The organism is Chloroflexota bacterium, from assembly GCA_018648225.1.
GTDB lineage: Bacteria > Chloroflexota > Anaerolineae > Anaerolineales > UBA11858 > NIOZ-UU35.
The window spans coordinates 14229-27691 of the sequence record JABGRQ010000104.1 but is presented as its reverse complement, the minus strand read 5'-3'; the positions used below and the strand labels follow the sequence as shown (position 1 = coordinate 27691).

At 53.1% G+C, this 13463-nt stretch carries 12 protein-coding genes; all 12 read right to left on the bottom strand.

Annotated features, from left to right (window positions below; all coding sequences use genetic code 11):
* Window positions 1-35: 35 nt before the first annotated feature.
* Entirely contained in the window at window positions 36-1286 is a 1251-nt protein-coding gene (locus tag HN413_09900; protein ID MBT3390713.1) for a hypothetical protein, read from the bottom strand.
* Window positions 1283-2140 carry a TIGR00159 family protein gene (locus tag HN413_09895; GenBank protein MBT3390712.1) on the bottom strand — a complete coding sequence of 286 codons (858 nt, stop codon included), beginning with the start codon at window positions 2138-2140 and terminating at the stop codon, window positions 1283-1285. The genes HN413_09900 and HN413_09895 overlap by 4 nt, the downstream gene beginning before the upstream one ends.
* A 42-nt stretch (window positions 2141-2182) precedes the next feature.
* Window positions 2183-2662: a hypothetical protein gene (locus HN413_09890; protein MBT3390711.1), complete on the bottom strand. Its 480-nt coding sequence runs from the start codon at window positions 2660-2662 to the stop codon at window positions 2183-2185.
* Window positions 2663-2707: 45 nt separating this feature from the next.
* Entirely contained in the window at window positions 2708-3316 is a 609-nt protein-coding gene (locus tag HN413_09885) for a dephospho-CoA kinase (protein ID MBT3390710.1), read from the bottom strand.
* A 134-nt stretch (window positions 3317-3450) separates the two neighbouring features.
* Window positions 3451-4446, bottom strand: a complete 996-nt coding sequence (locus tag HN413_09880; GenBank protein ID MBT3390709.1) for a dipeptide ABC transporter ATP-binding protein — start codon at window positions 4444-4446, stop codon at window positions 3451-3453.
* Window positions 4447-4450: 4 nt separating this feature from the next.
* A complete protein-coding gene (locus HN413_09875; GenBank protein ID MBT3390708.1) occupies window positions 4451-5497 on the bottom strand; it encodes an ABC transporter ATP-binding protein in 1047 nt (348 codons plus the stop codon).
* A gap of 120 nt (window positions 5498-5617) precedes the next feature.
* On the bottom strand, window positions 5618-6553 hold the full coding sequence (locus HN413_09870) for an ABC transporter permease (GenBank protein ID MBT3390707.1): 936 nt from the start codon (window positions 6551-6553) through the stop codon (window positions 5618-5620).
* A gap of 16 nt (window positions 6554-6569) precedes the next feature.
* Window positions 6570-7649, bottom strand: coding sequence for an ABC transporter permease (locus tag HN413_09865; GenBank protein MBT3390706.1), 1080 nt, complete (start codon window positions 7647-7649; stop codon window positions 6570-6572).
* 134 nt (window positions 7650-7783) lie between these two features.
* Window positions 7784-9466, bottom strand: a complete 1683-nt coding sequence (locus tag HN413_09860) for a peptide ABC transporter substrate-binding protein (GenBank protein MBT3390705.1) — start codon at window positions 9464-9466, stop codon at window positions 7784-7786.
* Window positions 9467-10037: 571 nt separating this feature from the next.
* Window positions 10038-11435 (bottom strand): HAMP domain-containing protein, encoded by a 1398-nt coding sequence (locus tag HN413_09855; protein MBT3390704.1) that lies wholly within the window; start codon window positions 11433-11435, stop codon window positions 10038-10040.
* A gap of 10 nt (window positions 11436-11445) precedes the next feature.
* Window positions 11446-12126: a response regulator transcription factor gene (locus HN413_09850; GenBank protein ID MBT3390703.1), complete on the bottom strand. Its 681-nt coding sequence runs from the start codon at window positions 12124-12126 to the stop codon at window positions 11446-11448.
* Window positions 12127-12210: 84 nt separating this feature from the next.
* Window positions 12211-13452, bottom strand: coding sequence for an MFS transporter (locus tag HN413_09845; protein ID MBT3390702.1), 1242 nt, complete (start codon window positions 13450-13452; stop codon window positions 12211-12213).
* Between the last annotated feature and the right edge of the window lie 11 nt (window positions 13453-13463).

Below are 13463 nucleotides of genomic sequence, written 5' to 3'. Positions count from 1 at the left end.
CTGTGAAAGTGTACCCCACCTTTAATTCTCATTTCTCAAGGGGTCGATTCGGCCTCGATGGGAGAAATTTCCACATCGAGGGTGCTGGGCGAAAGCGCTTCGGCTTGAATCCGCTCAGGGAGGATGATCACCTCCGGGGTGAGTTGGTACACGCCTGCTTCTAGATCGGTTAAATCTAATACAACGCGCACATCGCTTTCGGCAAGTTCATCCAATAACGGCAAGGGGCCGAATAATATCACATCGACGGTATCTGGCGCTACTGCGGCTTTGAATTCGGGCGGCAGGCCAATCACTTCGACTACGCGGATGATTTTAAGGTTACCTTCCATAGCCGCAATGCCTGCTTTTACCAGCACGTTGGGGTCGCCAATCACCGAGATGCCCGCGGGCAGGCTCAGGCTGAGGCTGGTTTCAAGATCGTCGGTGGCCTCGGTTAGGTCTAGCGCGATAGTTTCGACATAACCGGGGAGTTGGTCGATCAATGCTGGATCGGTAGAAAATACCATCACATTGGGCGGGTTGACCGAGATGCTGGTCTGGCGATAGCCAGAAGCGACCTGTCCGGTCGTGACTACTTTTACAACCATGTTGCGGTAGCCGCCGCGCAGCGTGATGGGCTGCGTAACCGCGATTTGCGCCGGAGTGAGGGTGATATTGCCTGTCACATTCCCGGCCTGGTCACGAGGGATCAGGCCAATCGTCTCATCCAGCGTTTCGCTCGCATCGCTGATGTCGAGTGTGGCCTCTACAACCGCGACTTTATCCACCAGGGAGGCGCGTCCGGTAATGACGACTTCGCTATCGCTCCAGATTGGAGTGCCAGCCTGGTACCCGAGGCTGGGTTCACCCTGGATGCCGGTTTTGATCGCGAAGGTGCGGGCGATCAACTCCTCCAGGGCGATCTCGATATTCTCGGGGCTGGATTTGTTCACGCGCACCGGACGGTATCCGGAGGCGATTTGGTATTGAATTTCGAGATTATGCGTTCCGCTTGTCAATCCGGTTAGATCAACCCAGGCTTGCAGCACGGTGGCGGCATCTTTGTTGATTTGCTCCAGAATAGTGATTGGCGCTCCAATCGTCAGGCTGAAGTGTTCGGGAACTTCGTTAATGATCTCCTGGTTAGATGCTAACCCGATGATTTCGATCGGGATGAGGTATGTTTGCTCCTGGTTTGGGTCTGCCGAGGTAACGGCTGAAACCCAAACGATGACAGCTAAAATGAAAGCCAGCAATAACGTACTGATATTGCGCCCCAGCCAGCGGGGAAAACGCTGGGTCATGGGCGTCCCTCCCAACGAGATGATGATAATTCCGGAAAAACGCGTTCGAGAGTTGCCTGAAAGAAATTTTTAGGCTTCGGGGGCTGGAAGAATGTGTGCAAAATGGTTTTCAGACGCTCGGTTGTCAGGTTGCTAATCATGCGCCCGCGGTGTGTGATGGAAATTGTACCCGTCTCTTCGGAAACAACCACAGAGACCGCATCGCTGACTTCGGAGGTGCCCAGGGCGGCGCGGTGGCGCAAACCCATTTTGCGCTCGGGGGTGGTGATCAGGCTTCCGCTGGTCGAAAGCGGCATCACACAGGAGGCTGCCAGCGCTGTATTGGCTCTAATAATAACGGCGCCATCGTGCAAGGGTGTGTTAGGGTAAAACACTTGCAACAATAATTCAGCGGTGGCTATAGCGCCAAGCGGCACACCGGTTTGCACATATTCTTGCAAATTATCGCTGCGTTGCAAAACAATCAGTGCGCCGTGTTTGCGGTCTGAGAGGCGGGTAACAGCATTGGCTAATTCATCGATGGTGTTGCCATTCTCGCCCAAATTGGCCGTGACCAGAGAGCCGGTGTGTCCCAGGCGCTCGAGGGCGCGGCGTATTTCGGGCGCAAAAATTACAGGGATCGCTAACAAAAGTCCGGGAAGGGTATTGCCCACCAACCATGAAAACGCAGGCAAGACTTTGAGGCTGGTGAGAATGCCAAGAATAGCTATCAAAATCAATCCGCCGCGCAACAGCACGATGGCTTGCGTATCACGCAGCAGCAATAAAATAATAAAAAAAACCGCCGTGACCAGTAAAATATCAACAACACCAAACCAGTCCAGACGCTCGAAGATAAAAAGAATATAGTCCATTTTTGTAAGGGGGAAGCAGGCTCCCTCAGGGATGGGGCCAAATTAAATCGGTCGCAATACTCGATCCTTGCGAAGTTGCTTGAAATACAATACGCTGCCCGGTGTCATTGACTCCATGGCAGCTTCTTGCCAGGCGCGCACACTTAAATCTTTCACCGTGCGGGGGGTGTAGCCTAAAGTTGTCCAAATCTGGGTATGTTGCGCCAGGTTTGGCGGCAAGAACAACAGCAACGCTTCACAGAGCAGCTCGCTTGAGGCGCTTTCGATCTCGTTCATCATGGTGCGAATGGCTTCGTTGATGGAGATGTTTTTCGCGAGCATAAAATCATCCACACGGGCAACCAAATTTTCCACTTTCCAACCCACCAGCCCGGCTATCGTATCGCCAGATTCGAGCAACAGAAAAGCCTTTTCACCGAAGTCGGCCATAATATCAGTACGCGTCAGGCGTCGAGCGCCCTGACTGGTGCGGGTAATAAAGTCAGCGATTTTCTGGGCTTCTTTTGGCCCGGCACGATGCACACCGAGTTTACCAGCTTCAACCTGTTTTGAGGGGGCCGGATGCGCCTATTTGGGGATATATTTTTCCCAGGCTTGTGAAACTTGTTCCCAGGTTTTTTCAAAAGACTCATCGTTACGAATAATAACTTTGGCGGCAGCCAGTTTTTTAGCCTGGGGGTCTTGCATGGTAACCCGTTGCTGCGCTATGTTATGGGACATGCCGCGTTTGTCCACCAGACGTTTAAACTGAGTTTTCTCATCCGCGTCCGAAACCCAGACCGTGTCGCAATGTTGGTGCAAGTCGCCTTCGAATAATTTGATGGCTTCGATGACAATCACCGGCTGTGTGGATCGACGGATCAGGATATCGATGGACTGGCGTATGAGCGGGTGCAAAATCTTTTCGAGCATCGCCAACGCTTCGGGGTTCGGAAAAACCAGATCACCCAGTTTTTTTCGATCGATTTGCCCCTCCGGAGATAAAATCCATTTTCCAAAGGTTGCCACGATCGGTTGGTATCCCGGCGCACCTTTCAACATCACGCGATGACTCAATGCATCGGCATCAATCCCATAGGCGCCCAGGTGTTCCAGCATTTTTCGCACAACGCTTTTCCCGGTGGCAATATTACCGGTTACCCCAATCACGAATTTATCGGGCCATGTGCTGCTCATACAATTTCCTTAATAAATCGGGTGGATTTTATCCCCCCCATTGTAGCCGGGGGTTGTCAGAATGTCAAAGGAGAGAAGCGAAAAACAAAAAGCGGGGCGCAGCGCGCCCCGCTTTTTGTTTACTGTTAAAAAATCTATACGTAGTGACAGGCCACTAAATGTTCTGGATGTAATTCGAGCAACTCAGGTTCGTCTACTGCGCAGTTGGTCTGTGCAATGGGGCAGCGCGGATGGAAACGGCAGCCCGAGGGGGGATTCAGCGGACTGGGAACATCGCCCTCGAGGATGATGCGCTCGCGCTTGATCTCCGGATCGGGAATCGGGATGGCTGACATCAGGGCTTTGGTATAGGGGTGCAGCGGTTTGCCAAACAGATCGTCGCGGGGCGCCATTTCGGCAATTTTGCCCAGATACATCACCGCCACCCGGTCGGAGATATGCTCAACCACAGCGAGATTATGCGCCACAAAGAGATAGGTCAGCCCAAATTCGTTTTGTAGTTCTTTGAGCAAATTGAGTACCTGCGCCTGAATGGAAACATCCAGCGCCGAAACCGGTTCATCGAGGACGATGAATTCAGGTTGCAAGGTGAGGGCGCGGGCGATCCCGATGCGCTGTCGTTGCCCACCCGAAAATTCATGCGGGTAACGGTTAGCATGATAATCTTCCAGCCCGACGCGCTTCAGCATAGCCATGACCTGATTGACGCGTGCATTGGCGTTGCCAATACCATGAATTTTCAAACCCTCCCCCACCGATTCGCCAATCGGCAGGCGCGGGTCCAGCGAAGCGTAGGGGTCTTGAAAAACGATCTGCATTTTGCGGCGCATTTCTTTGAGCGCAGTGCCTTTCAGTTGAAAGACATCTACGTCACCAAAGGTCACGGAACCGCTGGTATGCGGGACAAGTTGCAACAGGGTATGCCCGGCGGTAGTTTTTCCGCAGCCCGATTCGCCAACCAGGCCCAGCGTTTCGCCTTTTTTAATCGTGAAACTGATATTGTCCACGGCCTTAACCCAGGCGACCACGCGGCGAAAAACGCCACCGCGCACGGGGTAATATTTTACCAAATTTTTGACCTGTACCAAATCGTTGTTGGTATTTTTGTTCGTCTCTGTAAATGCTGTCATAATGTCACTTACTCTTGCCGTTCAACGTATTTTTCAGCGGAGCCTGATGGTCTTCGTGATCTTGATACAACCAGCAGCGCACGGTGTGCCCAGGGCGTATTTCAACCAAATCCGGTTCGGCCTGCTCACAAATCTTCAGATTGTACTCAATGCTGGCCTCGCAACGGGCGGCAAAACGGCAAACCTGGGGCAAATCGATCAGGTTGGGTACCGACCCCGGGATTACAGCCAGTTCATCTTTAACCTGTCTCAACACCGGGACAGAAGCGATCAACCCCTGTGTGTAGGGATGAACCGGTTCCTTGAAAAGTGTATAGACATCGCTTTGCTCGACAATCCGACCGGCGTACATCACAGCCACGCGGTCAGCCATTTCGGCGATCAGACCCAGATCGTGGGTGATCAAAATGACCGAGGTATCCATTTTGTTCCGAAGATCGAGCATCAAATCCAGAATCTGCGCCTGGATGGTGACATCCAGCGCCGTGGTGGGTTCGTCGGCGATGAGCAGCTTTGGTTTCAGCGCCAGCGCCATCGCAATCATCACGCGCTGCGCTTGCCCGCCCGACATTTCATGTGGATAAGCTTTCGCTTTGCTCTCAGGATCGGCAATCCCCACCAGCCCCAGCAACTCCACCGCGTTTTCCCAGGCAGCTTCTTTTGAAATTTGCTTGTCATGAATGTGGAAAACCTCGGCAATTTGTTTGCCAACCGGATGCACCGGGTTGAGGCTGGTGTGCGGCTGTTGGAAAATCATTGAGATGCGATTGCCGCGCATATCCACCATCTCATCCTGGCTCAGTTCCAACAGATTGCGCCCTTCAAAGAATACTTCGCCTTCCACGATGCGCCCCGGATCATCCACCAGGCGCAGAATAGAGAAAGAAGTAACGCTTTTGCCACAACCCGATTCGCCGACCAGCCCGAGGATTTCACCGGGTTTGATCTCGAAATCGACACCATCCACGGCTTGTACCACGCCATCTTCGGTGAAGAAGTAGGTTTTCAGGTTTTTGACTTCTAGTAAAGGTTGAGAGTTGTTTTCAGGCATAATTTTTTTATGACTTCAAGAACCACAGATCAACGCTGATTATTTTTTCATCCGTGAGTATCTGTGTTCATCTGTGGCTGAGGATTGTGTTATTGAGCATCAGATACATTGGAAATTCAGTTATTGCTTTAAGCGCGGATCAATGGCATCGCGCAGCCCATCGCCCAACAAGTTGAAAGCCAGCACAGTAATCATAATTGCCAGCCCAGGGAAGAATACCAGATGCGGGGCGGTGAACACCTGATTGCGTTCCGAGCCGAGCATTGTGCCCCACTCAGGCGTGGGCGGTTGCGCGCCTAGCCCCAGGAAAGAAAGCGCAGCCGCATCGAGGATGGCAGTAGCGATCCCCAGGGTGCCCTGAACGATCAACGGGGGGATTGCGTTAGGCAATATCCGTTTGAAAAGAATGTGGAAATGGCTGCCACCCAGCGCACGGGAGGCATCGACATAAGGCTGTTCTTTTACCGAGAGCACGCTGCCACGCACCACGCGCGCGTACACGGGGATGGTGACAATCGCAATCGCCAAAAGTGCGTTCTGTAGACCGCGTCCCAACACTGAGACAATGGCGATCGCTAATAATAGCGAAGGGAAGGCCAAGAGCACATCCATGAAGCGCATAATCAGGTTGTCAACCCATCCCCCCATATAGCCACCAATCGATCCCAAAAATGTGCCGATGATGATGGCGAAGCCGACGGTTGAAAAGCCAATGAACAAAGAGACGCGCGTCCCAAAAATAACTCGGCTAAAAACATCGCGCACATTGCCGTCTGTCCCCAAAATATGTTGGGGCTGGTCTTCGGGACAACCCAATAAATGGATACAGGGCGCAGAGCGCCGGGTAATATCTTCCTTGCCGATGAGGACTTCTTCGGGATCGTAGGGCGCCAGAATGGGGGCAAAGATGGTCACCAAAACCAGCAATAGTAGGATCGTGCCGCCAATAATTGCGGAGCGCTGCCGAAAGATGCGTCGCAAAGTTAGGCGAGCCAGGCTGTTTGAACGATAATCGTTCTGAGCATCGTTTGAAGTTGTTTCAGTTTTTACGGCCATGATAATTGCTTCTTCCTTACTCCAGCTTGATGCGCGGATCGATAAATACGTATGACAGGTCTACCAACAGGTTTACGAGAACATACCCAACGGCAATCACCACCGTAAAAGCCTGGACGATGGGAAAATCGCGCGCCGTAATCGCTTCGAAGAGCATACGTCCCACGCCCGCCAGGCTAAAGATCGATTCGGTCAATACGGCACCGGCGAAAAGGGTGCCAACCTGCAAACCAATGATTGTGACGATGGGCAGCAGCGCATTTCGAAAACCATGCCGCAAGATCACCAGGCGCTCGGTAAGCCCTTTTGCGCGCGCCGTGCGGATATAGTCCTGCCGCAGTACTTCCAGCATACTCGAGCGCGTCATACGGGCAATAATGGATAGCGAAATCGTGCTCAATGCAATTGAAGGCAGAATCAGGTGTTTTACCGCATCCCCCAGAATTACCCAGTCGCCAGTGATGAGTGAGTTGAATATGAGCATATTCGAGAAGAAATCCGCAAACTGATAGCCAAATGTGCCTTGTGTCAAATTCCAGCCAAATGCTTCAAAAAAAGGAATGGATGCCAGACCGGATGAAAGCCGCCCTGATGGAGGCAGCCAAAAAGGAGTACCCCTCAGCAGCAGCGCGAAGGCATACGCCAGCATCAGCCCCAGCCAATAAACCGGCATAGAAACCCCAGTATTGGCGATGATCATCGTAGTGACATCAATGACAGAGTTTCTGCGTACCGCAGAGATGACCCCCATCGGGATGCCCACAACAATGGCGATGATAAGTGCAATCAAGCCTAGTTCGATCGTTGTTGGTAACCGCTCGATCAGAATTTGCATCACAGGGCGACTAAAGCGAATGGATTTGCCAAAATCACCTTGTGCAATTTCTTTCATATAAATCACGAATTGCACCGGAATAGGCTTGTCCAGACCACGTTCGCGGGTAAAGCGTTCGCAGACTTCTGCCGAGGCTTTTTCTCCCAGCATCGCTTTACAGGGGTCGCCGGGAATCGAGCGCGCCAGGACAAAAGTGACCAGGAGAATACCAAATATTACTGGTATTGCTAACAAGAGGCGTCGAATTGTGTACTGAATCATAGGCTTTGTCGTCGAGTAGTGTATGGGGCACGGATTGAGTTTTTAAGGACAATACGGGATGGTATATGCCTCGAAAGGCCATTGTACCATCCCGCATTGAGTTAGTTAGATCGAGCTAGATGGCAACGAAGATTTTACTCTTCGATGTTCATCAAGCCGTCAAACAGGTATGAGTAGTATTCAAACGCACCGGTGTTACCAATATGATTGGCATTCGCCGCGTCAATACCAGCAGCCCAGGAGGCGACTACATCGTTGGCGTCCAGCTTGGTGCCATCGTGGAACGTAACGCCTTCGCGCAGGGTGCAGGTCCACACAGTGGAGTCTGCATTGGCTGTGCAGCCGGTGGCCAATTCAGGCACAACATTACCAGAGTCAATTGCGTAGCCCAAGAGGGTTTCCACAACTTGCTGGCAAGGAGCTAGTGATTCGCCATCGGTCTCATCCTGGCAGAACAAGCTGATCGGTTCAGCATTCTGCATGAAGACGAAGGTGTCTTTGCCCGGATTTACTTTCGCCATCAGCGGAGCGCCGAAGGGGCGGAAGTGGGCGTTCTCAAGCGTGTTCAGAGCTGCAGATGCAGAAGCGCCGTTGGCAATCGGAACCATCGGAACGAGTTCGCGGATCGCATTATTGGCTTCAACATAGAGAGCCTCGGCTTCAGCCGGGTCACCAATCTGGGAAGCTTTTTCAAGCACTTCGTAGACTTCGGGATGCGGATCGCCAAACTGCGGGTTAGAGGCCGCAAAGTGGAAGTCCAGGAAGTTGGTCACGTGAGGATAGTCAGCACCCCAGCCGAGCAGGTAAAGGCCATCCAGGCGGCCATTGGTGGATTCGTCGATGAACTCGCCCGATTCCATCACAACAACATCAGCTTCGATGCCCAGGTTGTCGCGCAACTGGGTCTGGAATTCAACAGCAACCAATCCGGGTTCGGGCAGGTAGCCGCGGAAAACATCGCGATAGTAGATGGTGGTTGCGAAGCCATCGGGATAACCAGCTTCGGCCAACAGAGCCTTGGCGGCTGCGGCATCGAAATCGTACCAGGCATCACCAACACAACCATTAGGCAGGCTGCAGGGGGTGAAGTGCGAGGGAACGACGGAACCTTCGGCGTAGAAGTTGTCTACGATGCGCTGGCGGTCAATGCCCATAGCAATTGCCTGACGAACCTTGACGTCGTTAAACGGCTCAAAGGTATTGGTCATTGCCAGATACAGGACATTGGGGTTGGTAACCGGCAAGAAGGTCAGATTTGCATCCTCTTGTACAGTCGCGTAGTCATCGGGGCTAAGATTGGTGATCTGATCCACGGTTCCAGATTGCAGTTCGAGCAAGCGGGCCGCGCCTTCAGTTGCCCAGCGGAAGACCAAGGTATCATAGGCAGACTTTTCGCCCCAGTAACCGTCAAATTTCTTGAAGGTAATGCTGTCGCCACGTGCCCAGGTATCCAGATAGAAGGGGCCGGTACCAACGGGGTGGGAAAGCAGGGTTTCCTGACCTTCGGCATTGGCGTAGGTGTTCAACCATTCCTGCGGATAAATGCCAAAGGGCGTGAAGGCGGCTTTGGTGGGGAACGCCGGATCGGGTTTACACATGGTGAATTCAACGGTGAGTTCATCAACCGCTGCAATCGAGGCGATCTTTCCGCCATATTCACAATCAGGTGCGGCCACCGAGAGGGGTTCGCCATAGGCAATTTCCTCATAGGCACGCTCAACAACGGCAACGTCTTCAGCCTTGGGCTGGCATGCCGCTAAAACAACGCTGGCGACCAGGAGCAAAGCCAGTACAATATATAGGGTCTTACTTTTCATGAAATCTTCCTCCTTAGAAGGGGTTCAAGCGAAATAGAAACTTGGGTGGATGGAATATAAGGGAAAATATACTGAATTGTAATCCTCCTTTCATCATTCTTTGGCTAGTTTCGTTGCTTCCCCGATATTTTGCGGGGTTTTCATAAAGCCAAATGATATTATTCGCACTCTGAATTATACGCTACTCTTGAGCAATGTCAAACCCGCCAACCCGCCAACCCGCCAACGGGTGCGGCTTTCATGAAGTCGCACCGTGTTTATTCGAAAATGCTGTTTGTCACCCTGAGGCGGAGCCGAAGGGTCTAGCGCAGCGTGATTTTCGATGAAGATGGAACTTTTCGCTTCGCTAGATGCTTCGACCTGCGATCTCAGCATGACCCTTTTTCGACTTTAAGAAAACCGTGCGCCAACGACTCAGGCCAGGGCAAACATAATATCGATATACTCGTTAGCAGGTGCGACGCACTTCCGCAAATGCACGGGTATATCGCCACAATTTTTTCTGTAACCAGAGCAGTGGCTACAATACGCTCGCTAAAGTGCGTTGCACCTATGTGAATCTAATCGTTCTTTAGGCAATTGAAATCGGCAACACGATTCTGAACGTAGTCCCCTCGCCAATTTTGCTCTCAACGCTAATTTTCCCCCCATGCGCTTCGACAATCGATTTGGCAATCGCCAACCCCAGGCCCGATTCGCTGCTGCTTTGACGAGAATCATCCCCGCGGTAGAAGCGGTCGAAAATCCGCGGTAAATCTTTGACAGGAATTCCCGGGCCGGTGTCGGTAACAGTGAAGATGATGGATGACGGACGACGGATGGCAGATTGTACACTGACCATTCCACCCTGCGGCGTGTGGCGAATAGCATTACTGACCAGATTTCCCAAAACTTGCATCATGCGGTCGGGATCAACCTGAATGTGGGGAAGTTCGGACTCGGCCTGAGTGGTGAGTGCCACCCCGACGCGTTCCGCAGCGTGATTATAAGCCGCGTAAACCTGTTCTAATAGCCCATCGGAAGCAACCGGAGCGAGATTGAGCGAGAGTTCACCCGCATCAGCCAGAGAGAGCGTGCGCAAATCTTCCACCAGACGCTCCAGATGACGCACTTCGTCCTGAATGGCCTTCAGGCGCTCCGGGGTTGGCTTGAGTACACCATCGTGCATCGATTCGACGTAGCCGGCAATCACCGTCAGCGGGCTACGCAGATCGTGGGCGATATCGGCGGTCATTTGCTTGCGTTGCTCGTTGAGACGCGCCAGTTCGGCGCTCATCTGATTGAAATCTTGTGCCAGTTGACCGATTTCATCTTTCGAGCGCACCACAGCCTGATGCCCAAATTCGCCACGCGCGGTGAGGCGCATGGCTTGGGTTAATTCGCGCAGCGGACGCGTCAGGCTATTGGTGAGCAGCAAGCTCATAAAAATTGCCACGGCTAACGCCCCCAGCGATGCATAAAACAGAGCCAGGTTGGCACTTTCGAGATATTGCTGTTCGCGTGGAGCCAATGATGGCGCGTTGCCGCTGATGATAACCGTGCCGATCAACTGCCCTTCAAGATAAATGGGAGTGCCATCGACCAGCACATCAGCAGGCAGAATTTCACCGGTGCGATAAGGCTTGACCTGCACAATCACCTTGCCATCGGCATCGGCCAGCATGAAGATATAGGCCGAGTTTTGCGGATCGGGAGGCACGGATTGCTGTTGCGGCTGCTGGGGGGGGGGATTCTGAAGTTGTTGCTGCGGAGCGAGTTGCTGGAACAAAGCCCGATTGAACCCTTGCCACGAACCGTTGAGTTGATAATAGGTCAGGGCGCGATTAATGAAAGTGCGCTGGGCATTATTGAGTGCCAGTTCAGCAAATTCACGCTGGGTAGTATAGTGGATCATCGCTGCGCCCAACAACGCTACTGTCAGGCTGACGGCGATAAAGGCCAAAAGGAGTTTGAAGGTAAGTGAACGCATGATGCTGGTTTTATTCTCTAAAGCGGTATCCCACCCCAAACACGGTCTCGATGTGGCGCGGGTTGGCGGGGTCGGCCTCGACTTTGGTTCGCAGATTGCGAATATGCACGTCAATCGTGCGCGCTACGCCCTCGAAGGCCGCGCCCTGCAATTTTTCGAGCAAATCCATGCGCGAGAGTACCCGCCCGGAGGCTTGCATCAAAATTGCCAGTAGATCAAACTCCGAGGGCGTTAGGTCCACATACTCGCCTCCCACGCGCACGGTATGCCCGTCGATGTCGAGGGTAATATCCCCGCCGCGCAGAATCTCTGCGGGGGGCGCAATCTGCCCGGTGCGGCGCAACACGGCCCGAATGCGCGCTACGATCTCCCGCATCCCAAACGGTTTGGTGACATAATCGTCGGCGCCCAATTCCAGGCCGAGCACCTTGTCGGTCTCTTCCAGACGGGCTGTCAGCAAAATCACCGGCGTTTGCGACTCTTTGCGGTAAGCGCGCAAAAAATCATAACCGCCCATTTCGGGCATCATAATATCGAGAATAATCAGATCGGGCTTTTCGTCGCGGGCGACATACAGGGCTTGCTGCCCGTTCTCGGCGGTTGCCACGCGGAAGCCCTCTTCGCTGAGATACTCGCGCAGCAATGTGCGCACGTTGGCTTTATCATCTACAACCAGAATCGTTTTGTTCATCGCTCCATCCAAAGTTTTCAGAGGCAAGTTAAACCACAGGGAATCTCTGTGTTCTCTGTGGCTCCGTGGTAATTTTTCGCGCACTCATCGCAGTTGCTGCATCTTGGGGAACGCCAGCAGATTGATGACGACCAAAACCAGACATCCTGTGGCGGCAATCATCGCCGCGCTGGGCGCGCCCAGTTGATCGCCCAAAAATCCCATCAGCAGCGACCCCAAAGGGTAAAAACCGCCCAACGCCCAGGTGTAGGTGCTGAGCACGCGCCCGCGCAAGTCATCGGGGACGATGGTTTGGATGAGCGTGTTGGTGATGATTAGCTGCGTGATGAAGGCGTATCCGGCGATTCCCAGGATGAGCATACTCACCCAGGGGATGCGCGAGAGCGCCAAACCGGCGATCGCCAACCCGATGAGGGCGCGGCTAAAAAGCAGGGTACGCCCTTTGTGAAAGCGTTCTTCAGCGACAACCAGCAACAGCGCGCCGATCAAGGCCCCTACACCCTGAACAGAAAGCAGTTGCCCGAAGCCGGTTACGCCAATATTGAGAATATCTTTGGCAAAGACCGGCAGCAAAGTTAGTGCGCCGAAGCCCACCATGCTAAAGGCAGCTACCATGACCACCAATCCCAACACCCGGCGAGTGCGCTTCATATAGCGGAAGCCATACAGCAAATTTTCCCACGGGCGGTGTTGATTGGTCTCTGTTGCTACAGTTGGCAGGCGCATGAGCAATAATGCCGCGATCACCGCCAGAAACGTGACCGCGTTAATGGCAAAAGCCGGGGCTTCACCCAGGGCTGCCACCACGGCTCCACCAATAGCGGGGCCAACAATACGCGCCAAATTGAACAGAGATGAGTTCAGGCCAATCGCGTTCATCACATCGCCTTTATCCTGATCGACCAGCTCGACAACAAAAGTTTGCCGTGCGGGCATATCCAGGGCGTTACCGATGCCCAATAATCCGGCTAAAATCAGGATATGCCAGTATTGCACCACGCCGGTGGCGGTTAGTACAGCCATCGCCACGGCCAACAGCATAAACCAGCTTTGCGTGAAGACCAGCAAACGACGGCGGGAGACTCGATCAACCAACACGCCCATGAACAGCGAAAGCAGCAGCACCGGCAGAAAACCGATAAAGGTCACCATGCCCAGGCTGGTTTGTGAGCCGGTGATACGATACACTAGCCATTGCTGCGCTGTGGATTGCATCCACGTGCCTACCACCGAAACGAGCTGTCCCACGAAAAACAAACGGAAATTGCGATGCCGCATGGCGCTCAGGGCGCGCGGCCATTGGATAGTAGAAATCACTGTACTCATGTACCCAATTG